We start from the raw sequence: 21,210 nt of genomic DNA on the forward strand, positions 1-21,210 counted from the left end.
TTTTCTACTAAGGAACGATTAGATAAAACCGTTTTTCATCTGTACGATTACCAAAGCTTTCTCCATAATTGAAATAAATCCCAAATTAAGGGGAGGTGTAAGCCAAGGTGGGTGGGGGGCGAATGAAGAAATTTCGTGATAAAAGACGGTATTACCGGAAGATGGACCAAAGAGTTGAGCAATTCGAGCATCATTTAAATGATGTAAACTCCTGGTATTACATGTGGCATATGCATTTGGATAATTGGGGAAAGAGCAGAAATACAAAAGAAAGAAGAATCCATGTCCGACACTATATAAAATTGTTAAAAAAGATAGAAGCATCGGAGCTGACAGCAGCATTGCCTTTTCAAACATTTGTTTATCTAGATGGTGAAGACCCCACCGATGACGCTTTTTTTATCCATACACCAAATCCGAATGCTTCTTTTCCGGTTATCCTGCCAGTCGAGGATTGGATAATAGATGAGAGAGAACTGCCTCCGTTACTCAGGGGCTTGGTTGATTTGGACACTATGGAGGTTGGCCGGTACGGAAAGAATACCTATTACATTCAGATAAAAAATTTAGGATTAAGAATCAAATAAAAAAGACTGCATGAGCAGTCTTTCACTTATCGACTTATTCTTCGAGCAATTTGCTCTTAAGCACGGCTATCTCTTCAGCAGATACGCCGATGGCGAGCAGGTATTGTTCGCCGGAACCGTATTTGCTGTACAGATGTTTGAGCATCATCACCATGTTATCCGGGGCGGAGCCCATGAAGCGCTCGAACATTTCCACCGCTGCCGGATCCGCGCTGCCAAGATGCTTATGGCGCATTTCGTTAATCATTGGAGCCAGGCATTCCGCCGTCAAGCTGTAATCGTTTATGATTGTGTTGTTCGGAACTTGAACGGTGTCCAAAAGCAGTGCGGAGATGACGCCTGTCCGATCCTTGCCCGCCGTGCAATGATACATGGAGGCCTCCTCCGTATTCTGTGCCAGATGCCCGAATACCTCGCGAAGCTGAGACTGCGAATGCTCAAGCATATCGACGTAAAGCTCGCCGAGACTTTGAACCTGCGTCACATCCGGCGTTGCCGGATTAATTAGACTGACATGGCGATAAATCAAATCCCGCGAAGCAGCGAAAACGTTCGGATCCTTCTCCAGCTCTTGTTCATGCCTCAAATCGACGATAAGCCGTACGTTTCGATCCATAATGAGTCGTTGGTCAGCGTCAGTCAGACGATGAAGACCATCCGCGCGGTATAGCCGGCCCCATTGCGTGATTTGACCGTCGTTCGTCTCGTACCCGCCTAAATCACGCATATTATAAGCGCCCTCGAGCTTTACAACCCGGTTCATTTGAGGGTGTTGAATGTTAGTTGTCATGAATTTCTTACACCTCCGACTATTAGTACATGAATATCTGGCACGAGTTAAGTATGCAACTTGTATGTAAGTTGTGTGTAATTGTAAAGTTGAATATTTGTAAAATGAAAAATAAAAAACCGGAGGCCATTAAGGCTTCCGGTCTACGCGTCTATCTCATCAGTCCGCCGAGAATGAACTGCTCATGGACATCGGCGTATTGCTCCGTGACAGCGGCTTTGGCCGCTGCGATATCACCGCTCTTAATCGCTTCGTAAATCCGGCGGTTCGTTTGAACGGAGCGGCTTGGCTGGTATTGCGGATATTTTTTGCGGTAAGCAACGGTATGGAAGACATACCGCCCGCGGTACAGCTCCATAATTTGCAGCATGCTTTCGTTATGAATCGTCCGGAGGATCGTTTCGGTAAACAGCAGGGTATGGTTGTAATAACCGTAGTAATCGCTTTGCTCCATAGACAGCTGCTGCTGCTCAAGCAATTGGCGCATCGTTTCCACATCGAAAGCAAGCTGGCGCTTTAAGGCCGTGTCCAGCGCGAACAGCTGCATAGAGACAAGAACTTCATACATTTCGCTAAAATCATGGGCGGACACTTCCTTAACCATTACTCCCCGTCCGCGAAAGGTTCCCACAAGTCCTTCCCGTTCCAGCAAGGAGATAGCTGCACGGATTGGGGTCCGGCTCATGCCAAGCAGTCCGGCAAGCTCATTTTCCGATAACATGGAGCCGGGCATATATTCCGCGCGCATAATCCGCTCCCGAATTTCACGATAAGCGATCGTTTCCAGAGAAGTAGAAGACATATGATCTATTCCTTTATCTGTTTTTAGTTTAATAGTAACAAATGTCTCGAAAATACTGCAATGAGGAAGATAACCTCCAAATGTCCCTTGCCAACTCATTGTATTATTGCCATAATACAGTCATAGCAGGAAGCAGGTGAGGGTTATTGCTGACGTTTCAGGATTTGCAGCTGAATAATAAAATGCCGGTTTATATGCAGATTGCCCTGTATGTGAAACGGCGTATTTTGTTAAAATGGGCCGTATCCGGCGACAAGCTTCCTTCCAGAAGGGATATCGCGATGCAGCTGAACATTAATCCGAATACCGTTCAGAAGGCGTTTAAGCTGATGGAGGATGAAGGATACGTCCGAACGAGCAGCACCACGGGAAGCGTGATTTATCTGGACGATGAGATATACGGGCGGATCGAAACCGAGCTGACCAAGGAAATGGTGGCGGCGTTTATCGCGGAAGCCAAGGAAGCGAATCTCTCGTTCAAGAAAACCGTGGAGCTTCTAACGGAGTTGTGGGAATAAGTTTTTTATACAGTGATTGTATTAGTCGATTAATACAGGAGGTGCTGGCAAGTGAAAGGTTTGTACCGGCTGCTTAATATTCAATTTGCATCCATGCTGCCCGTATTGTTGATTCTGACGGCGGGGATGATCGTTACGCCATATCTTCTGCTGCAATCCGCGGCTGAGAAATTAAACGAAAATTCCGTTCATCCAAGATTCGAGAGCTTGTATGCTACATCCGGCTGCAAGACGGCGTTGTTCGTGTTTATTGCCGTATTTTGCGTTTATTTTATCGTGAAGCAGTACAACGCATATTGGGGAAGCAAAAGCATTTATACGTACTTGACTCTTCCGGTAAAGCGCGAGGCGTTTTACTGGAGCAATCTGTTATCCTTTATGATCGGGCTGCTGCTGCTTTTTGCCGGACATTTGCTGGCGATCCGCTGGGGGTACTCGGCGTATGCGAGTCATATCGGCAGCTATGCGGACGGCAGGTTCGTGATGCATAACGGGTTGTTTCTCGCATTTATCCGTTCTAATTTCCTGAAGCTGTTATTGCCCGTAAGCATCAGCGGCTGGGTGGCTTCGGTCAGCATACTCGTAAGCCTGGCAACCGGACTTTATTACGCGTTCCTGTGCGAACGCGGCAGACGGCATTGGTACATCATTCTCGTCATTGCCGCAGGGTGGATCATGAGGCATATTCTGAATGCTCAGATTGAAGCGCCGAATTTGGATTGGACGATGGCAAAGCTGTATGCGTATAGCATAGCCCTGTTTCTCTTGAGCGGTTTCTTCATCTGGCACGGCATGAGGCTGGTCCGGAAAGGAGTTATCGCCTGATGCTGCGTTTAGGGAAAAAAATATCGCGCCATGCGGCTCTTCCGGTATTCATCCTGGCGCTGCTTCTGATTGCGTCGCAATTCATGCAGGTTCATGCGGACAGGGATAACGGAGTCTTTTATTTAAAGGATCATGAGGGAGACCAAGCGGCGTTGTCTGATGTGACAATCAGCGGAGAACTCGGAGACGGTTTTCACAGTACCTTGTTTAATCTGGCTAACGGAGAGGTAACGACGGATACGAAGTTGTTTGATCCGCCACGGGCGGTTTGGTACAACAGCGTTCAGCCCGATAAGGTAAAAGGGAAATGGAAATTTGACAACCTCTTTTCGCCGGACTCGATCGTGGCTAGAGATCCAGACGATCCAGGATCCTATCGGCAAGCATCGGTACATCCGAATATTACCGAGTATGATGAGAGCAATCAGCCGAGAAGCGATAATAGTGCCACTTACACGAACCGGCTCGAATACGGGCTGGCCAAGATTGGAGACCAGTACTATTTCGTGGTTCCCTCGACAAACAGCTATATCGGTACAAGCGGAATCTATCGATTACATTTTATTGACGGCAGGGAGTACAAAAATCAATTGCCGGCATCGGAGGCCCTTGCCACCTTCAGCCTGGATAAAAACAAGGGAGACGGCTCTTCTGAAATACAGGTGCTTGGACTTGAAGCGGTTGGCGATAAGCTTGCTTTAGTGCTGGAGGAGGATCATAAGCTGGTGATCCGGAGCTACGATAGCAAGAGCGGAGAGCAGTTAGGGGAAGCGGCCATAAGCGGCTTTTCGATTTCGGGATCCGATAAGGCCCAAGGCCGTTCGTTCTATGAATCTTATGAAGCTTATTCGGATTCCGACAGCAGCAGGCTGAGCGTGGCGTTTATGAGCAGTCCGGACCAAGGACAAGTGCGCAAAACGATTTGGAGCTTTGATCTTGCGGACGGAGTAAAGCTGCTGGACGAAACTGCCGTCAGCTACCCGGATGATATGGAGTCCAACTTACGCAACATGAAAAGCATTCACTATATTAATGGCAAGCTGTATGTCATCTATCAGTCAACGGAAACAAAGGATGAAAGCGATATTGTGTTTGATATCGCCCGGCCTAAACATCTGATGATACGAGTCTACAAGGCAGCAAAGCTTGAGTATGAAGGCGAGCTTGTCACGGACAGGAACCAGGACAGCAACAGGGTCGAACTCCTGGCAACCAGTTACGACTATAATCCAATGTATAACAGGGAATTTGACCATATTTCAATCCGGCCAGCGGAATAAGGAGGGATGTACCATGATGATTGTCCGGAAGCTATCCCGTCATCTTGCCATTCCCGTAGGCATATTAGCCATCCTGCTGATTGGAATCTTTTCTTGGCTGAACCATGCCCATCAGAATGCGGGGACCTTATATATAAAAGATCATTTTGGCGACCGGTCGGCAATTGACCCGATAAGAATCTCCGGAGATATTAGCGACCAGTACGCCAGCACAGCGTTTGAGATAGACAAGGGGAAATTAACGAAGCATACCGAGGTGTACGATCCTCCTCTACTTCTGCCGGATCATTACAAGTACGTTAACGGGGGCAAAAAAAGGATAGACAATCTGGAGTATGAAGTACACGGAGACGGCGCGTTTTACGTTTTGTATACCGACAAGAATGTGTTAAATGTTAAGAATAACGGCAAGTCCTCGCTTGTCTATGCGAATATTGCGAAAGCGAACGCGGACGGCAACTACTCCAATTCGCTGGAATACGGACTCGCAAAGCTTGGAGACCATCTGTACTTTACCGTGCCTACCACCGCAGAAAGTACGGGCACAAACGGCATTTACGAGCTTTCTTTCGCAGAGGAAGGAATGACCCGGACGGTGACGGAATTCAGTCTGGATCAGAATAAAGAGAGTGCCTCGCTTGCCGTGCTTGGACTTACGGCAGCGGGCGACAAGCTTGCGCTTATATTGAAGGAGAACGGGCATGTCGTCGTGAGAGGTTATGATCCGGAAAGCGGGAAGATGCTTGGCAATATCAGGCTTGATCCATCGGGCAGCGTGTATTCGGATCAATATGAGGTCTATTCCAATGATAAAGTTTTGAATCTTGTCTTTCAGAACAATTCCATTCAAACGGATTATAATACCTTTTATCACAAAACGGTATGGAGTATCGATTTCCAAAACGGGATGCAGCTGGTGGATACAACCAATCTGGACTATGCAAGCACCTGGAAGGATTACTATCGCAGCCGGATGAACATGCAATACCTGGGTGGAAGGCTGTATCTGCTTTATACGTTTACGGAACCTAGACCAGAGGATCGGTTTGATGGCTACCTGCCGATTCATTTAATGATAAGAGTGTATAAGGCGAATCAGCTTCTTTACGAAGGCGAGCTGGTATCGGATTTGAACGATGACCGGGTTAATACCTTTAACTGGCCGGAAGGAACCTCTCATGATCTCCAGCTCTACGACTATCGTTTATTCGACCATCTGAAGCTTGAGCGAGGAAAGGGGGAATAGCCATGCTTGAATTAAATTACGTAGAGAAAACATTCGGCGATGCCAGACCTATCCTGCATGTCCGGGATTTGACCATTCCGAGCGGCGAGATTGTTGGCGTATTGGGCGAGAACGGAAGCGGGAAAACCACGCTGCTCAAAGCGATTATGGGACTGGGTGAGGTCCAGCATCGGGACATTTTGCTGAACGGCCGACCTGTAGAGGAGCAGTATGATCAGATTGCGTATATAACCGAAGAGGGAAGCTACATTCCGAAGCTGACACCGGTTCAGTATGCGGAATTTCTCTCCGCTTTTTACCCGCAATTTGACCTTGCGTATTATCATAAGCTGCTGAAGTTTTACGAGCTGGAACCCGATAAGAGAATTCGTACTTTCTCGAGAGGTCAGAAATCCAAGCTGGAGATCAGCGCGGGGATGGCGAAAGGCGCCAAATACATTCTGATGGATGAACCGTTCCTCGGCAAAGATATGTTTACGCGGCGGGACTTCCTGAAGCTGATGATCGGCAATTTGAAGGGGGATGAGACGATCCTGATCGTTACCCATCATCTTGACGAGATCGAGACGGTTATCGACCGCGCGCTCATTATGTCCAGAGGCCGTATTGAAGCGGATCTGTACATGGATGACCTGCGGGAGCAGGGCAAGGAGCTTGCCGCTATCATGGCGGAAACAGCAGGCTACCGCCCGGACCGTTATAAAAGCGTACTGGAATAAAGATAAGGAGCAGCGTTGCGAGACGCGGCTCCTTTTTTTACTTCATCTGCCCAATAGACAAGCTTACCTTATAGTTGCCGTAGCCAAGCAGTTCGTCGAGAAAGCTTGTCAGCTCCAGCTGCGAGCCGACGCGCACGCGCATCCAATAGCAGCCTTCGCCGCTTACGCGGTGAACCTCGACAACCTGACTGCTGCTGCCCGCGAATTGCTGGAACGCCTGATGTGCCGTATTGGATGCTAAAAAGACGGTGACAAAGGCAAGGACGGTCAAGCCGATTTTCTCGGGGTTCCAATTGACCGTTGTGCCTTCAATGATGCCAAGATCCTGAAGCTTGCGGACGCGGGCGCCTACGGCCTGGCCGGTCATATGGACCTGCTCCCCGATAGATTTGTGAGACTGGCTGGCATCCGCAATCAGGCAGCTTAATATTTGTCTGTCGATATCGTCAATTCCGTATGAGCTTAACATGTCGGAAGAAATCCTTTCATTATGAAAATAAAAGCGGCTATATCGTTTCACGAGGTTATTCGTGCGCGACGCGGCTTATTTTATAATTGTATCAGAGACGATTAGAAATGAGGGATGCAAATATGAACATTCAACTTATTAGGCATGCCACGCTGTGGCTGGACTATGCGGGAGTACAGTTTCTCGTTGATCCGATGTTTAGCGAAGCCGGCGTAAATCCGCCGATTATGAATGCAACGAATGACCGGCGCAACCCGCTTGTTCCGCTGCCTTTTTCCACGGAAAAGCTGCTGCAGCCCGATGTTATTCTCGTCAGCCACCTCCATCCCGACCATTGGGATGCCGCCGCGATAGAGACCCTGCCGAAGTCGACGCCTCTGTTCTGTCAGCCGGGGGATGGGGCAACGATCATGGGCCAGCAATTTGCTAATGTAACGGAAGTCGGGCAATCCGTATCGTATAAAGGGATAACAATCGCAAGAACAAGCGGTCGGCATGGGACGGGAGAGATCGGCAAAAGAATGGGTCAGGTATCCGGCTTTGTTCTTCAGGCGGAAGGCGAGCCGACCCTTTATATCGCAGGCGATACCATCTGGTGTGATGAAGTAAAGCATGTTTTGGATGCTTTCAAGCCGGATGTTTCGGTGGTGAACGCGGGCGGGGCGCAATTTGCCTTTGGCGATCCCATTACGATGAATACGGAGGATGTCATCCGGGTATGCCGTTATGCACCGTCTGCGAAGGTGGTTGCCGTTCATATGGATACGATCAATCATTGTCTGGTGACAAGAGATGTTCTCGCGGAAGCGTTAAGCGCTGCAGGGCTGCTTGGTCAGGTTCTAATTCCTGCGGACGGGCAGCGGCTAACGTTAGACAAGTAATGCCGGATGGTCCGGTTAAAAGCTTCCGGCGCATCCGCGTTGGCGCAATGACCCGAAGCCGGAAGGATCACGAGCTGTGAATGCGGCTCCAGCCGATGAAGCTCCTCGGCGGCATCATGGATCAGCTTCCGGTCAAATTCTCCGAGAATAAGAAGCATCGGGTAAGGCATGGATTCTGTTTTCTCCGTAAAAAAGGAGCCCATGCCGCTCAACGCCTGAAAGGACTGGCGCCGGAAGTGCCGGATTCCCTGTTCAAACAGAGTGCGCCCTTGTTCGGTAGCGCAAGAGACGTTCAAGACATATTGCTTGAATTTGGTCATGGAGAATAGGATGTATCCAATCCATTTCAGCCCTTCGGCCTGCTGTTCTTTGCGGACCCGCTTATTGGCTTTATGAATGGAGTAACCTCCAACGATGATGACGGACTGTACCAGATGGGGATATCGCTCAGCAAAAGCCTGCGCGACCAGCGAGCCAAGGGAGACGCCAAGCAGATGGCAGGATGCGATCCGGTTGTCTGCCAGAATACGGCTGATGATGTCCGGCATGTCTTGCATGGTGAGCTTGGATTTAGCTCCCGCGCTGACACCGTGTCCTGGCAGATCAAGAACGATAAGCCGGTAATGCTCAATCAGATCCGGGATTTGCTCTTGGAATAAAGTGTGGTCAGCAAAAGCGGCATGCAGCATGACGATCGTTTCCTTGTCCTCATTGCCGGTTATGTAGTAGTTAAACTCTCTTTTTCCTAGTCGGACAACCTTCTGTCCTAAAGAAATCATCGATATTTCCCCCTATAGTCGGAATCGGTAATTTTAATAGATCCTTTTAACTTACGCGGCAGTCATGGCAGTCATGTCGGAATAAAACAACGGCTGTACTTAGATAGTTGCACAGCCATTGTTTGTAACTATAACATCCTTCTTACAAATCCCGTTCATCGGCTCCAATCGCCAAAATCTCGCGGATATCCGCATCGGTAAGCGAAGACAGCTGCTCTTCACCGGGCCGGATAATGTCGTCGATCATATTTTTCTTCCGCTCTTGGAGCGCGTACATCTTATCTTCGACCGTGCCGTGGGCGGCCAGCCGGATAACCTGAACCACCTTGGTTTGTCCAATCCGGTGAGCCCGGTCAGCTGCTTGCTGCTCTACGGCAGGGTTCCACCATAAATCATACAAAACAACGGTATCGGCACCGGTCAAGTTAAGTCCTGTTCCGCCCGCTTTAAGCGATGCGAGGAAGATGTCCTTCTCCCCGTCGTTGAACCGGTTGCATAGCTCTACCCGCTCGGCCGCTTTGGTACTGCCGTCGAGATAGAAATAAGAGATACCCTGGCGGACCAGTTCTTTGCTGATGAGACCCAGCATCTCGGTGAACTGCGAGAAGATCAGCATCCGTTTGCCGGTGCTGCGGCATTCCTCAACGATTTCGAACAGCTGCTCGAACTTGGCGGAGCTGCCTTCGTAATCGGTAATAAATAACGCCGGATGGCAGCAGATTTGGCGCAGCCGGGTCAGGCCGGCCAAAATTTTAATCCGGTTCTGCTTGAAGCTCCGGTCATTATCCAGATGCTTGACGGTTTCCGTACGCAGCTTGGCCAAATAGGAGACGTACAGCTTCTTCTGCTCCGGCAGCAGACTGGTCGCCTGCAGGGTCTCGATTTTCTCCGGCAGCTCCTTCAGCACGTCGGATTTCAGGCGGCGAAGCAGGAAGGGGCGCGCACGGCGCGCGATGTTTTCCCTCGGCAGGTCGGAGAAAACCTTGCGGGCAGGGAACAGCTCGGGGAACACGGCGCCAAAGATGGACCATAGCTCCTCGACTCTGTTTTCAAGAGGAGTACCGGTTAACCCGAAACGGTTCTTTGCCTGCAAGGCTTTTACGGCCTGCGCGGTTTGAGTCGTATGATTTTTGAACGCCTGCGCTTCGTCCAAGATAACCGTATGGTAGAAGCGTTGGACATACAGCTCGATATCCCTGCGCAGCAGCGGGTACGACGTGATAACGACGTCGATTCCATTCAGAGACCTGAGTTTGGCCGCTCTTTCCGGCCTTGTTCCGTCCGCGATGACCACTTGGATTTCCGGAGCGAATTTCTTCAGCTCGCTAAGCCAGTTGTACATAAGGGATGCCGGCGTAACGATAATAGCGGGCTGTTCCTGTTCCCGGATCTCCGGAAGGCAGGAGAGAAGGAACGCAATGCTTTGAATGGTTTTGCCAAGTCCCATATCGTCCGCCAGAATGCCGCCGAACCGGTAATGGGCTAGCGTCTTCATCCATTGGAAGCCATAGGACTGATAGTCCCTTAGCACATGCCGCAGCGTGGCCGGTACTTCAAATTCCAGGTGATCCGGGTTGCGGATATGAGCCAGCAGCTTGCGCAGCGATTTGCCGAGCTGAATGGTTCTTCCTTCATTCTCGAAATCCCCGAGATGGAGTCCACGCGCCACCGGGATACGGAAGACGGATTGATTCAGGTCCGTACGGAGAAAGCCCGTCTCGTTAATTATCCTCTTAATGGCTTCGTATTCCTTGCCATCGAGCGGCAGCAGCGCGCCTTCCTGCAGCCGGTGGAATCGGCGCTTCTCCACGATAGAGCGAAGAACGCTGCGGATCTCGTCGTCGGAAATGCCGGTCAACTCGAACTTGAATTCCAGCCAGTTGGTTCTCTCGTCCACTTCAACCTTCAGCAATGGCGGAGTATTCGGGACAACGATCCGCGTCTTAACGGCCGAGGTGGCATGAACCTGCAGCAGCTTCCCCAGCTTCGGAATGGTATGTCTTAGAAATTCGTATTCGCTTTCCTCATCCTGCATGTAGTAGCCAAGCTCCGTCGTAATAAAGCCGCTTTGCTCCATCATATCGAGGATCTGATTTTCCCGGTCTCCATCCCTGAGAAGGATCCGGTCCTCGGTCTTGTAGTCCGTATAAGCTGCAAGCGGGTTAATCTTGATATCCCCGTATTGAAACTCCAGCTCGGCGAGCAGTCTGTCCCTGATCCGGTCCAGATAGAGCCTTGCTTGCAGGGGAGTTTGCACGATTTTTTCCGATACGCTTCGGGTCACTTCTACCTTACCAAGCTTCATCAGCTCGGGGACGACCTTCTCCATAAAAGGCTCGATCTGTTCCGGCGAGATGACGACATGCTGACGGTGCGAAGCATCCAGCATATTTTTGAAATCGGCCAGCTGTTTGCACGAGGCTTCTGGAAGCTGCTTCATCCGGCCTTCGCTTAATACCATGTTGTAGGCGGTTAAGACGGTGATCTTGTCCAAACCTTCAACGTTCAACTGAAAGCCCGCTTCGTCCTGCTCGCCAAATTCGAATCGGATAGGGGAAGCTTCCTCGTTTATTTGCAGGCCGGCGGTAACGGCGCCCTCCTGATCAACCAGCACGGAAGGACAAGCCGCAAGCAGAGGCAGCACGGTTGGCCAATCCGCAGGAGGGATCATCAGCATCCGGTTGTTTGGCTTGCCGCGAGTCTTCCCGTTTAAAGGCGCCGCCTCTTCCTGATAAAGCGCTTCGTTCCTGCTGATCCGGGCTAATTCGCCCAGCAAGGCGTAATCTTCATTTCGGTAACGATGCTCGGCAGGATTAAACGTAAACTGCTTGGAGAAGGTGCGAGTGACGTTCAAAGCTATTCCTTCGATAAAAGCGCGGATATCCGGCACGACGTAAAGCCTGCCAAGTCCCGTGCGAAGCTCGATTCCTATCCGGTAGTTCCGGTAACCGCTCGAGAAAATCACGCAGGTGAACTGAATCTCAACGGGTATGCGGGTGTCTCTTACATATCGCGTACTGCCAAGAAGCGCAGACTGTCCCCGTTCGCGGCTGCCGAATAAGTCCAATATGCTGGACGACAGCAGCTGGTCACTTGCCGAGATGCGGGCCAGGTTAAGCGCTTCTTCGGGCAGCTCAGGCACCTCCAACAGATGCAGCAGCATGGCTGCGACATGTTCGCAATATTTATCTTCGGGATCAAAGTCCGGGCAGGTGCAGGTTGCCACGATTTCTCCGCGGATGCGGGTGGCCGTCACAATCAGATCGCGGTTGGTCCGGACATTGGCTTCGCAGAACGGCTTGTCCGGGTCATACCGCAATATCGTCACCCCGCCCGCCTGCCAGATGGATTCCCCTTCCTCGAAGGCGAACCGGCCGCATAATACCCGGACATCATCATCGGTATATTGAAAGCTCATTAGCAGTAATCCTTTCCGGCTACTCGCTCAGTTGTTGCAGCAAACGCATCAGCTCGCCGCGTTCCTCCGGCGATATCGAAGCGAGAACCATGTCTGCCGACTCGCTCATCGCAAGCCGCGCTTGTTGAATGAGCGGAGGCGCTATATCGGACAATTGGATATAAGTAGCCCGGCGGTCTTCCGGGTCAGGCAGTCGGACAATCAGCTTCTCCTGCTCAAGCGCATCCACGAATTGCGTAACGGTACGCGGCTTAATGCCAAGCTTTGCGGCGATATCGCTCATCCGGATTTGTCCGGCTTCTTCTACGGATACAAGAAAGCGCAGCCTAGGCCCGGACAAATATTCCGGTACTTCGAAGGCAGATAATTGGGCTTCGAACCGGAGATGCAGCCGGTGGGTAGTCCGAAGCAGCGTTTCCAGCAGGTGGCCGGCGGATGGTATGGTTGTATCGGATGCTGCCATAGTTCCTCCTTGACTTTTGATACATGAATTCTTATAGTCTACTTATCGAATAATTAGTGAGTATACTCAATATGTGTTCATTCCGTATTTTGATTTTACACGATTCCGCATGACATTCCAATAAGGAGGGCTTATTCCTATGGCTCAAACGATGCAAGCCATCCGTTATTATCAATTTGGGGGACCCGAGGTGCTTCAGCTGGAGGAGGCGCCAAAGCCGGTTCCGCAGGAAGGGGAGGTGCTGATCCGGATTGCGGCGGCTGGAGTACTTCCCGTGGATTGGAAAATCCGCAAAGGATTATTTCCGATGCCTGTCAAATTCCCCGTCACTCCGGGAACGGCTTTTGCCGGTGTAATCGAAAGCGCGGGTCCGGGAGTGACCGGGCTTGTAGCCGGGCAGGAGGTATTCGGAAGGAGCACAAACGGGACCTATTCGGAGTATACAACGGCTCTGGAGGATTCGTTTGCGCTTAAGCCCTCCTCCATCAGTTTTGCTCAAGCGGCCACGATTTCCGGAGGAGCAACAACGGCCTGGTCTGCGATCAACAACGCGGGCATCAAGGCCGGGGACCGCGTATTTATTCATGGTGCGGGTGGCGGAGTAGGCTTGTTCGCCGTCCAGTTCGCCAAATGGAAAGGGGCCAATGTTATAGGAACGGCGAGCCCTTCGAATATGGATTTTATTCGATCGATTGGCGTAGATCATGCCATTGATTATACGGCCGGTCCTTTTGAAGCAGGGCTGGAGCGGGAAGTGGATTTTATGCTGGATACGATTGGAGGAGTTACGCTTGAACGATCTTGGCAGCTTATCAAGCCGGGAGGGGCTTTGCTTACCCTAACAGGTCAGCCTCCAATAGAGCGGGGACAGCAGGAGGGCGTACGCGTTCTTCGTTCAGCGCTGGCATCCAAGCAGGATTTAGCGGATATTGCGGAGCTGATCGGCACAGGTGCCGTTCACGCGCAAGTTCAGGCAGTATTTCCATTGAGAGAGACACGCGAAGCTCATATCATCTCGGAAGCGGGACATGGCCGCGGGCGTATCGTACTCGATATGGGAAAATAATAGTTGTACAAAAACTGGTAAAAAACCGTGCAATCCAACGATTGCACGGTTTTTTTGCGCGGAAATCTTAATTTTACAAGCAATGTTCTTTAATTTATGTAGTTTAACGTCGGCTGAATAAAGATAGAATGAAAAAGGTGTATTAGAATGGTACCAGTTATGCGCGAAAAGGAGATTAAGCACATGTCCAAACCAAATGAACCAATCGTAACGCATATTTTTACGGCAGATCCTTCTGCGCATGTATTCGAAGGTAAAATTTATATTTATCCTTCCCACGACCTCGATCACGACGGCCCGACTAACGATAACGGCGACCAATACCAGATGGAGGATTATCACATTTTGTCCATGGATGACGCGAATTCACCGTGCGTCGATCACGGCGAAGCTCTTCATGTAAAAGATGTGCCATGGGCTTCCAAGCAAATGTGGGCACCGGATGCCGCATTCAAGAACAATACCTACTACTTGTATTTCCCGGCTAGAGATAAAGAAGGCATTTTCCGGATTGGCGTAGCTACAAGCCAAGCTCCGGCGGGGCCTTTCAAGGCAGAAGAAAACTATATTCCCGGCAGCTTCAGCATCGATCCCGCCGTTCTCGTAGATGAAGATAATCGTGCCTATATGTATTTCGGCGGTCTGTGGGGCGGACAGCTGGAGAAGTGGACAACTGGCGAATTTGTTGCCGACGCCGCTGATCCGGATGTAAAAGGACCTGCTCTTGGACCACGCGTAGCGGAACTGAGCGACGACATGCTGACCTTCAAATCCGAGGCGAAAGAGATTTCCATCGTGGACGAGGAAGGCAATCCGCTGCTTGCAGGCGACGAAGACCGCCGTTATTTCGAAGGACCGTGGGTGCACAAATACAACGGCAAGTACTATCTGTCGTATTCGACGGGCTCGACTCATAAGCTTGTGTATGCCATTGGCGACAATCCGCAAGGACCTTTTGTTTTCAAGGGTACTATTCTCACGCCGGTTATCGGCTGGACAACCCACCATTCCATCGTGGAATTCCAAGATAAGTGGTACCTATTCTATCATGATGCATCGCTTTCAGGCGGCGTTGACCATAAGCGTAGCGTGAAGTTTACCGAGCTGAAGTATAACGAAGACGGCACGATTCAAACGATTGATCCTTACAACAACTAATAGGAAAAGCACGGAGCCATGGCTCCGTGCTTTTTTCATTGCTATAAGATGGTTAATCCCGCGCTTGCATAGCCTTCAACGGTAGTTGCGACATCCAGCCCTGCCGTGACGGAAGCCGAGAAGACAAGGAGCAGTCGCGTACCGGCCGTCACGGGAATAGAGAGTCCGGTAGTCAAGCCGGAAGAAATCGTACCAAGCGCCAGAACCCCGGTCAGAGCCGGACTTAAGGTTACCAAGGCGCCCGGCACAGCCGTAAACGTATTGTTTGGCGTTGCGGATTCGAAGAGCTGGGCTGTAACGGTTACTGTCGAGTCTACCAGAGTTAAGGCTTCAGTTGTACTGAAGTAAGCAGCCAACGAGGTAATCGTTCCGGTACGCGGCGCTGAGAATGCCATGTTCAGGAGTAGACCTGCGGCTCCGGTCAAGTCAATTGTGCCGCTTTCTGGTATGAATCCGCTTTGCGGGCGCCAAGGCAGGATGAGGCATGGTCCATGCAAAATACTTCTTGCTCAACCTGGCTGCCTCATCTGCAGCTCTGCGTCTGTTATGACAAGCTTGGGGAGTGGCTGAAAGCCTACGAGCATAATGAAATCGCACGCGCCTATCGTCCGGATCATCCGTCCGTCCAACATAATAAAACCTATCTCGAAGGGCTGCTTTTACCGGCGCAGGCGTTGGAAGCATCCGATTTAAGCCTTACGCAGACCGCTCCATGATAATTGCCGGATCTCGGAGGCGGTCCGGCCGGTAGCTTGCTTAAGCTGCCTTGCGAAATGATGGGAGGTCTTAAAGCCGCAGCGCTGAGCAATCTCCGTAACGGTAAGACCTGTATTGTTGAGCAATTCTACCGCTTTCTGAATACGGTAGCTCCATAGATATTGGAAGGGCGTAGTCTGCTCATATTGCTTAAATAGTCTTGCCAGATGCTCGGGAGAGACGTTTGAGGCAGCCGCAATTTCTTTTAAAGTCACATCTTCGGCGAAATGCTCGTGAATCCATGCTAATGCCGCATAAATCGCCGGATGCTTCTCCTTTTGCTCCAAAGACCGTCTGGATTCAATCGGATACAAATGCAAGGCGGCTAGTCCAAGCTGCTGCATGACGGGGTCGGTTGGCAGAGCATCCCGCTGAAGACGGAGCAGGAGATCCGTAAGCCGGTTCATTTCTTCGGTAAGCGGAAGACATTCCGGCAGCAGCCGAAAGGATTCCCGGGTCTGTTCCGCAAGCTCCGGCACATGTACCGCAATCCAGCGATGCCAGGTATCCTCGGTTTTCGAGAAGACAAACTGCTCTTCACGTCCGGGCAGCAGCAGTACGACATGCCCGGGCTGGACATGGAGCTCACGGCCATCGATTGTAACGGTCATCTCTCCCGTATACAGCATCACAAGCTGAAAATCCTGCTGGATACGCGAACCGAATTTGCCTCCCGGCGGGTAGACGACGGAGCCGGCTACGGCTGATGCTACATGCATAAAATCACCTCAGACTGATTGTAAATCCAAGGTGCAAGAATATCAATCACAGATACAATTGTGTAATTCGCAGCCATTGTCCGGATCGGGTAAGGGGAGTACGATGAGTGTATCGCTCGAGCAAAATGAATCAAAAAGGAGAATGATTTGTGAATACGACTTATACGGATCCGCTTACTCCCCTTACGGATGAACAGATTTCCTTTTTCAGAGAGAACGGATATTTGTTATGGAAGAAAGGTATGTCCAGCGATTTGATCGATGCCTTTAACGGACACATTTACGATATCAGGAACCAGCCGCAGGTGCCGGAGTGGGCGGCTTGCGAGGAGTCGAAGAAATATTCGCTGCGTCTCTTTAACTCCCATAAGCATGACAGCATGTCCAGACAGCTGATGAAGCATGCTCTTGTCCGCGGAGCGCTTGCGCAACTGATGGGCAAAGAAGCGGTATGCGTGCAAAGCATGTATTTCTACAAAGAGCCAGGCTCGCCGGGACAGGCTGCCCACCAGGATTACTACTACATCAAGAATGATCCGATGACGATGATTGCCGCATGGACGGCGATGGAGGATCTGATCGATATCGAGAATGGCTGCTTGTGGGTAATGCCGGGTACCCATAGGCTTGGACTGCTGCCGCATGGCTCGGTCAAAAACATCGAGGAGCATGAGCCCTGGACCGAGGAAACGGAAGGCGTGGATACAAGCAAACAGATTCCGGTTGTGATGGGGAAAGGAGATATTTTGTTTTTCAGCGAGCTGCTTATCCATTCGTCGGGAAAAAACCGGAGCAAGGATCGCTGGCGCCGATCCTATGTATGCCATTACATCCGCGAGGACTCCCATGTGCTTCACCGGGAGGATTTGCGCCAGAAATATCCATTATATTAAGCGCACGAAAGAAGAGAGCTGGCAGGCTCTCTTCTTTTTGCGTATAATTAGTTTACAACCGTAACGGTTTACAATGATAACTAAGAAGGTGTTTAAGAAGATGGCAGCAGATGCAATGGATATTTACCAGTCCTTTTTCCGGATTACCCGCCAACTGAAGAAGCTGGCTTTTCACAGTGCGGCTAACCTCGGCTTAACCGTGCATCAGATCAATATTCTGGAGTCGGTCCGGCTGAACCCGGGGCAAAAGCAGAAGGAGCTGACGGAGAAGCTGGTATTCGCCAAAAGCCGGGTCAGCGTTCATATTGACCAGCTTGCCCTGAAGGGGCTTATCGTAAGGGAGCCTTCCGAGCAGGACCGGAGAGAGATCCAGCTGTTTATTACACCCGCCGGCGAAGAGCTGTGCGAGCTGTACAATCAGGAGGCGGCTTCTTATAAAGCCTTAAGCAGCGCGCTTGAGAACCTGCCTCCGGATGATGTCGATAAGCTGCATAAGCTTCATCAGCAGATCCTGAGCCATCTCTAAGCGGACGATTAAGAAAGAAGGGGTTCCGATGTCCAGAATGTACGGAGGTCCAGGGGGAATGGGCTTTAACAAGATGAAATTCGATGATGGAGCGAAGCCGAATATTACAAAGGCGATGCTCGTCCGCATCTCCGCTTATTTTGTCCCTTACTGGAAACAAACCGTAGTTGTATTGTTTATTTTGCTTCTTTCCTCGGGATTGGGGCTGCTGCCGCCTATTTTTATCCAGCATATCGTGGACGATGCGCTACCGAATAAAGATATGAGGCTGCTCTTGGAGCTGGTGCTTATATCGCTTGCCGCAACCGTTGCGTCCGGCCTGCTCGGCGTGCTGCAGAGCTATCTCAATTCCTATATTTCGCAAAATATCGTATACGATATGAAAAACCAGATGTACCGGCATCTGCAAAAGATGCCCATGCAGTTCTATTCCAACGTGAAGCAGGGCGAAGTCATTACGAGAATGACAAGCGATATTTCCGGCATTCAGGGGGTATTCAACAGCACCGTCGTCAATTTTGCGAGCAACCTGTTTATTCTTGCGACAACGCTTGGAACATTGTTCGTCATGAACTGGAAGCTGGCTATTCTCGGGATGGTTGTTGTTCCCCTGTTTCTATTTCCAACTCGCAAAATGGGTCGTGTCCGCTGGAAAATCGCCAAAGAAACACAGGAGAAGATGTCCGAGCAGAACCATATTATTCAGGAAACGCTTAGCATTAGCGGCTATCTGCTCATGAAGCTGTTCACGAAGGAGCGGAAGGAATACGAAGGCTTTAAGGCCGTGAATGCCGAATCCACCCGTCTGCAGATCAGGGAGTCAATGGCCGGCCGCTGGTTTATGATGCTGCTGTCCACGTTTACAACGATTGGACCGATGCTCATTTACTTGTATGGCGGATACTTATATATTCAAGGCGAAATTTCGGTCGGGGAAATTATCAGCTTTGTTGCTTTGCTTGGACGGATTTACGGACCGTTTGGCCAAATGACGAATCTGTACGTCGATATTAACCGCTCGATCGCTTTGTTTGAACGAATCTTCGACTATTTCGATATGGAGCCGGTTATCGTCAATAAGCCGGAAGCGCTGCCGGAGAATATATCCGGGCAGAATATTGTTTTTGAGGATGTAAGCTTTGCTTATCAGAAAGACAAACCCGCTCTTAGAAAAATCTCGTTTATGGCCGAATCAGGGACAATGACAGCTCTTGTTGGTCCAAGCGGGGCGGGAAAGACGACCATTACGAATCTGCTGCCGCGGCTCTATGAGCGCAGCTCGGGCCGTATCCGCATTGGCGGAACGGATATCAAGGATATGACGCTGGAGTCGCTCCGGTCGCAGATTGGCTTGGTCACTCAGGACAGTTATTTGTTTAACGGGACGATCCGGGAAAATCTGATGTATGCCAATGACGAAGCCTCGGAAGAGGAAATGCAGGAGGCATGCAAGGCGGCTTATATCCATGATTTCATTATGGAGCTGCCGGACGGCTACGACACGGTTGTAGGCAACAGGGGGATGAAGCTTTCTGGCGGGGAAAAACAGCGGATTTCCATTGCGAGGGTGCTGCTCAAAGATCCGGCCATTATTATTCTGGATGAAGCGACATCCTCGCTTGATACGGTATCGGAGTACTATATCCAGAAGGCAATGAGCGTCCTGCTGCAGAATAAGACAAGTATCGTGATTGCGCATCGGTTGTCCACCATTATGGCGGCCGATCAAATACTGGTCGTGCAGGACGGAACAATTGTGGAAAAAGGCAGGCATGAAGAGCTGCTTCAGCATAACGGGGTATACAGGGACCTGCACGCGAAGCAGTTTGAGAGGATGAAGGAGGAACAATGACCAATGACCGTAAATATTGCGTTGCTGCGAGGCATTAATGTCGGCGGGAAAAACAAAATCAAGATGGCAGACTTGCGCGAGGCATTAACCGCTATCGGATTACAGGATGTTCAGACGTATATTCAGAGCGGCAATATCTTATTCAAGTCGGAAGAGAATGAGGCTGTGCTGCGCAGCCGGATCGAGCAACGGATTGAAACGGTGTTCGGTCTATCGATCAAGGTCATTATGCGGACAGCGGAGGAGCTGCGGGTTATCGCCGCAAGCTGTCCGTTTACCGAAGAACAGCTTGCGGCGGCGGCAGCCACGACGCAGGGGGAATACCTGTATGTGTCGATGATGCTGGAAGAGCCGGCAGCCGAGCAGCTCGATAAGCTCCGGTCGTTCGAAACGGCGGAGGAGCTATTCGGCAGCAAGGGACGGGATCTGTATTTGCTGTTCTATCAAACGGTGCGCAATTCCAAGCTTGCCGTAAAAGCGGAGAAGCTGGGCGTGCATTCCACCGTCCGCAACTGGAACACGATTAACAAGCTAGTAACGCTTTCGGACGGGATGGAATCGTCTACGTCTCCGTCATGACTCCGCCGTTCACATGCAGGACTTGACCGGTAACAAACGAGGAATCGTCGGATGCGAGATAAATATAAGTAGGCGCTAGCTCGAACGGCTGGCCGGCGCGTTTCATCGGCGTCTCCAGGCCAAAGGTTTTGACGTATTCAGCGGAATAGCTGGATACGATAAGCGGCGTCCAGATCGGACCTGGGGCAACGGCGTTTACGCGTATGCCGCAGCCTACGAGCTGAAGAGACAAGGAACGGGTGAAGGAGACGATGGCTCCTTTCGTGGAGGAGTAATCAACCAGCAGCGGTGCTCCGGCATAGGCCGTAACGGATGCCGTGCTAATAATGGAGCTCCCGGCCTTCAGGTAGGGAAGCGCAGCTTTCGTCAAATAAAAGTGAGGAAAGATATTTGTCCTGTACGTATCCTCAAGCTGCTCGTTAGAAATGTCCAGAATGCATTTTTGCGGGAATTGTACGGCTTGATTCAAGACTAGGATGTCCAGACAGCCGTAGTGCCCGATTGTTTTTTGCACAATTTCTGCGGAAAAATCCGGCTTTCTAAGATCGCCTTCGATCAGCAGGCAGCGCCCTCCGTATTGCTCTACCATCTGCTTGGTTGCAAGCGCGTCTTCGCGTTCGTACAAATAAACGATTGAGACATCCGCGCCTTCCTTCGAAAATCCGATCGCAACGGCGCGGCCAATCCCGCTGTCGCCGCCTGTAATGATCGCAACCTTGCCTTTCAGCTTGCCGCTGCCCTTGTATTCCGGGTTATCCGAGATCGGAGTCGGATTCATGAGATATTCCAGGCCGGGCTGCCGGTCCTGATGCTGCGGCGGGAAGGTCACCGGTACCTGCTTGCACTTGGTTTCCTGGCTGTAATAAGGATAAATGGGAATCATG

General features: G+C 50.7%; 23 protein-coding genes. 14 read left to right on the plus strand and 9 right to left on the minus strand.

Annotated elements, in window-relative coordinates; translation table 11 throughout:
• Positions 1-122: 122 nt before the first annotated feature.
• Positions 123-587, plus strand: a complete 465-nt coding sequence (locus tag WFJ73_RS01595) for a hypothetical protein (protein ID WP_336771256.1) — start codon at positions 123-125, stop codon at positions 585-587.
• Positions 588-621: 34 nt separating this feature from the next.
• Here the strand turns inward: WFJ73_RS01595 and WFJ73_RS01600 are convergent, their stop codons facing one another.
• Together WFJ73_RS01600 and WFJ73_RS01605 are read right to left on the minus strand one after the other, a co-directional pair.
• Positions 622-1,377, minus strand: a complete 756-nt coding sequence (locus WFJ73_RS01600; RefSeq protein WP_336771258.1) for a tyrosine-protein phosphatase — start codon at positions 1,375-1,377, stop codon at positions 622-624.
• 151 nt (positions 1,378-1,528) lie between these two features.
• A complete protein-coding gene (locus WFJ73_RS01605; RefSeq protein ID WP_336771260.1) occupies positions 1,529-2,179 on the minus strand; it encodes a GntR family transcriptional regulator in 651 nt (216 codons plus the stop codon).
• Between the two features lie 146 nt (positions 2,180-2,325).
• On the opposite strand from WFJ73_RS01605, the gene WFJ73_RS01610 reads away from it, so the two are divergent.
• Genes WFJ73_RS01610 through WFJ73_RS01630 form a run of 5 tightly spaced genes read left to right on the plus strand, consistent with a single transcriptional unit; the run spans position 2,326 to position 6,767 of the window.
• On the plus strand, positions 2,326-2,697 hold the full coding sequence (locus WFJ73_RS01610) for a GntR family transcriptional regulator (protein WP_336771262.1): 372 nt from the start codon (positions 2,326-2,328) through the stop codon (positions 2,695-2,697).
• Between the two features lie 51 nt (positions 2,698-2,748).
• On the plus strand, positions 2,749-3,522 hold the full coding sequence (locus WFJ73_RS01615) for a hypothetical protein (protein WP_336771264.1): 774 nt from the start codon (positions 2,749-2,751) through the stop codon (positions 3,520-3,522).
• Positions 3,522-4,802, plus strand: coding sequence for a hypothetical protein (locus WFJ73_RS01620; protein WP_336771266.1), 1,281 nt, complete (start codon positions 3,522-3,524; stop codon positions 4,800-4,802). The genes WFJ73_RS01615 and WFJ73_RS01620 overlap by 1 nt, the downstream gene beginning before the upstream one ends.
• Positions 4,803-4,815: 13 nt before the next feature.
• Positions 4,816-6,048 (plus strand): hypothetical protein, encoded by a 1,233-nt coding sequence (locus tag WFJ73_RS01625; RefSeq protein ID WP_336771268.1) that lies wholly within the window; start codon positions 4,816-4,818, stop codon positions 6,046-6,048.
• Between the two features lie 2 nt (positions 6,049-6,050).
• Positions 6,051-6,767, plus strand: coding sequence for an ABC transporter ATP-binding protein (locus WFJ73_RS01630; RefSeq protein ID WP_336771270.1), 717 nt, complete (start codon positions 6,051-6,053; stop codon positions 6,765-6,767).
• Between the two features lie 37 nt (positions 6,768-6,804).
• Here WFJ73_RS01630 and WFJ73_RS01635 read toward each other — a convergent pair whose 3' ends face one another.
• A complete protein-coding gene (locus tag WFJ73_RS01635; RefSeq protein ID WP_336771272.1) occupies positions 6,805-7,236 on the minus strand; it encodes an Lrp/AsnC family transcriptional regulator in 432 nt (143 codons plus the stop codon).
• A gap of 122 nt (positions 7,237-7,358) precedes the next feature.
• On the opposite strand from WFJ73_RS01635, the gene WFJ73_RS01640 reads away from it, so the two are divergent.
• Positions 7,359-8,117 (plus strand): MBL fold metallo-hydrolase, encoded by a 759-nt coding sequence (locus WFJ73_RS01640; protein WP_336771274.1) that lies wholly within the window; start codon positions 7,359-7,361, stop codon positions 8,115-8,117.
• On the opposite strand, the gene WFJ73_RS01645 is transcribed toward WFJ73_RS01640, so the two are convergent.
• The 3 genes from WFJ73_RS01645 to WFJ73_RS01655 all read right to left on the minus strand — a co-directional run bounded on the left by WFJ73_RS01645 (position 8,069) and on the right by WFJ73_RS01655 (position 12,777).
• Positions 8,069-8,896: an alpha/beta fold hydrolase gene (locus WFJ73_RS01645; protein WP_336771276.1), complete on the minus strand. Its 828-nt coding sequence runs from the start codon at positions 8,894-8,896 to the stop codon at positions 8,069-8,071. The genes WFJ73_RS01640 and WFJ73_RS01645 overlap by 49 nt on opposite strands.
• Before the next feature lie 142 nt (positions 8,897-9,038).
• A complete protein-coding gene (locus WFJ73_RS01650; protein WP_336771278.1) occupies positions 9,039-12,314 on the minus strand; it encodes a DEAD/DEAH box helicase in 3,276 nt (1,091 codons plus the stop codon).
• Positions 12,315-12,333: 19 nt separating this feature from the next.
• Complete coding sequence (locus WFJ73_RS01655) at positions 12,334-12,777, minus strand: MarR family winged helix-turn-helix transcriptional regulator (protein ID WP_336771280.1); 444 nt, start codon at positions 12,775-12,777, stop codon at positions 12,334-12,336.
• A 139-nt stretch (positions 12,778-12,916) separates the two neighbouring features.
• Between WFJ73_RS01655 and WFJ73_RS01660 the strand changes: the two genes are divergently transcribed.
• Positions 12,917-13,843, plus strand: a complete 927-nt coding sequence (locus tag WFJ73_RS01660; protein ID WP_336771282.1) for an NADP-dependent oxidoreductase — start codon at positions 12,917-12,919, stop codon at positions 13,841-13,843.
• A gap of 183 nt (positions 13,844-14,026) precedes the next feature.
• Positions 14,027-15,001: a glycoside hydrolase family 43 protein gene (locus WFJ73_RS01665; RefSeq protein ID WP_336771284.1), complete on the plus strand. Its 975-nt coding sequence runs from the start codon at positions 14,027-14,029 to the stop codon at positions 14,999-15,001.
• A gap of 41 nt (positions 15,002-15,042) precedes the next feature.
• On the opposite strand, the gene WFJ73_RS01670 is transcribed toward WFJ73_RS01665, so the two are convergent.
• Positions 15,043-15,498 (minus strand): exosporium glycoprotein BclB-related protein, encoded by a 456-nt coding sequence (locus tag WFJ73_RS01670; RefSeq protein WP_336771286.1) that lies wholly within the window; start codon positions 15,496-15,498, stop codon positions 15,043-15,045.
• Here WFJ73_RS01670 and WFJ73_RS01675 point away from each other — a divergent pair.
• Positions 15,493-15,717 (plus strand): hypothetical protein, encoded by a 225-nt coding sequence (locus WFJ73_RS01675; protein WP_336771288.1) that lies wholly within the window; start codon positions 15,493-15,495, stop codon positions 15,715-15,717. The genes WFJ73_RS01670 and WFJ73_RS01675 overlap by 6 nt on opposite strands.
• On the opposite strand, the gene WFJ73_RS01680 is transcribed toward WFJ73_RS01675, so the two are convergent.
• The gene (locus WFJ73_RS01680; protein WP_336771290.1) at positions 15,691-16,476 is read right to left on the minus strand and encodes an AraC family transcriptional regulator; all 786 of its coding nucleotides are present in this window, start codon (positions 16,474-16,476) and stop codon (positions 15,691-15,693) included. The genes WFJ73_RS01675 and WFJ73_RS01680 overlap by 27 nt on opposite strands.
• Before the next feature lie 149 nt (positions 16,477-16,625).
• On the opposite strand from WFJ73_RS01680, the gene WFJ73_RS01685 reads away from it, so the two are divergent.
• The 4 genes from WFJ73_RS01685 to WFJ73_RS01700 all read left to right on the plus strand — a co-directional run bounded on the left by WFJ73_RS01685 (position 16,626) and on the right by WFJ73_RS01700 (position 20,326).
• Positions 16,626-17,369: a phytanoyl-CoA dioxygenase family protein gene (locus WFJ73_RS01685; protein WP_336771292.1), complete on the plus strand. Its 744-nt coding sequence runs from the start codon at positions 16,626-16,628 to the stop codon at positions 17,367-17,369.
• 100 nt (positions 17,370-17,469) lie between these two features.
• On the plus strand, positions 17,470-17,895 hold the full coding sequence (locus tag WFJ73_RS01690) for a MarR family winged helix-turn-helix transcriptional regulator (protein WP_336771294.1): 426 nt from the start codon (positions 17,470-17,472) through the stop codon (positions 17,893-17,895).
• 28 nt (positions 17,896-17,923) lie between these two features.
• Complete coding sequence (locus tag WFJ73_RS01695) at positions 17,924-19,747, plus strand: ABC transporter ATP-binding protein (RefSeq protein ID WP_336771296.1); 1,824 nt, start codon at positions 17,924-17,926, stop codon at positions 19,745-19,747.
• A gap of 3 nt (positions 19,748-19,750) precedes the next feature.
• Positions 19,751-20,326 (plus strand): DUF1697 domain-containing protein, encoded by a 576-nt coding sequence (locus tag WFJ73_RS01700; RefSeq protein ID WP_336771298.1) that lies wholly within the window; start codon positions 19,751-19,753, stop codon positions 20,324-20,326.
• On the opposite strand, the gene WFJ73_RS01705 is transcribed toward WFJ73_RS01700, so the two are convergent.
• Positions 20,310-21,209 carry an SDR family oxidoreductase gene (locus tag WFJ73_RS01705; protein WP_336771300.1) on the minus strand — a complete coding sequence of 300 codons (900 nt, stop codon included), beginning with the start codon at positions 21,207-21,209 and terminating at the stop codon, positions 20,310-20,312. The two genes, WFJ73_RS01700 and WFJ73_RS01705, sit on opposite strands and share 17 nt — an antisense overlap.
• Position 21,210 lies beyond the last annotated feature (1 nt).

It is taken from the genome of Paenibacillus sp. MMO-58 (assembly GCF_037146255.1).
Taxonomy (GTDB): Bacteria; Bacillota; Bacilli; order Paenibacillales; family Paenibacillaceae; genus Pristimantibacillus.

Coding starts and splice junctions, on each gene's coding strand:
- WFJ73_RS01620 (WP_336771266.1), top strand. CDS start 3,522: ATGCTGCGTTTAGGGAAAAAAATATCGCGCCATGCGGCTCTTCCGGTA.
- WFJ73_RS01640 (WP_336771274.1), top strand. CDS start 7,359: ATGAACATTCAACTTATTAGGCATGCCACGCTGTGGCTGGACTATGCG.
- WFJ73_RS01605 (WP_336771260.1), bottom strand. CDS start 2,179: ATGTCTTCTACTTCTCTGGAAACGATCGCTTATCGTGAAATTCGGGAG.
- WFJ73_RS01695 (WP_336771296.1), top strand. CDS start 17,924: ATGTCCAGAATGTACGGAGGTCCAGGGGGAATGGGCTTTAACAAGATG.
- WFJ73_RS01600 (WP_336771258.1), bottom strand. CDS start 1,377: ATGACAACTAACATTCAACACCCTCAAATGAACCGGGTTGTAAAGCTC.
- WFJ73_RS01675 (WP_336771288.1), top strand. CDS start 15,493: ATGCAAAATACTTCTTGCTCAACCTGGCTGCCTCATCTGCAGCTCTGC.
- WFJ73_RS01650 (WP_336771278.1), bottom strand. CDS start 12,314: ATGAGCTTTCAATATACCGATGATGATGTCCGGGTATTATGCGGCCGG.
- WFJ73_RS01625 (WP_336771268.1), top strand. CDS start 4,816: ATGATGATTGTCCGGAAGCTATCCCGTCATCTTGCCATTCCCGTAGGC.
- WFJ73_RS01690 (WP_336771294.1), top strand. CDS start 17,470: ATGGCAGCAGATGCAATGGATATTTACCAGTCCTTTTTCCGGATTACC.
- WFJ73_RS01705 (WP_336771300.1), bottom strand. CDS start 21,209: ATGATTCCCATTTATCCTTATTACAGCCAGGAAACCAAGTGCAAGCAG.
- WFJ73_RS01630 (WP_336771270.1), top strand. CDS start 6,051: ATGCTTGAATTAAATTACGTAGAGAAAACATTCGGCGATGCCAGACCT.
- WFJ73_RS01655 (WP_336771280.1), bottom strand. CDS start 12,777: ATGGCAGCATCCGATACAACCATACCATCCGCCGGCCACCTGCTGGAA.
- WFJ73_RS01665 (WP_336771284.1), top strand. CDS start 14,027: ATGTCCAAACCAAATGAACCAATCGTAACGCATATTTTTACGGCAGAT.
- WFJ73_RS01645 (WP_336771276.1), bottom strand. CDS start 8,896: ATGATTTCTTTAGGACAGAAGGTTGTCCGACTAGGAAAAAGAGAGTTT.
- WFJ73_RS01595 (WP_336771256.1), top strand. CDS start 123: ATGAAGAAATTTCGTGATAAAAGACGGTATTACCGGAAGATGGACCAA.
- WFJ73_RS01680 (WP_336771290.1), bottom strand. CDS start 16,476: ATGCATGTAGCATCAGCCGTAGCCGGCTCCGTCGTCTACCCGCCGGGA.
- WFJ73_RS01635 (WP_336771272.1), bottom strand. CDS start 7,236: ATGTTAAGCTCATACGGAATTGACGATATCGACAGACAAATATTAAGC.
- WFJ73_RS01700 (WP_336771298.1), top strand. CDS start 19,751: ATGACCGTAAATATTGCGTTGCTGCGAGGCATTAATGTCGGCGGGAAA.
- WFJ73_RS01660 (WP_336771282.1), top strand. CDS start 12,917: ATGGCTCAAACGATGCAAGCCATCCGTTATTATCAATTTGGGGGACCC.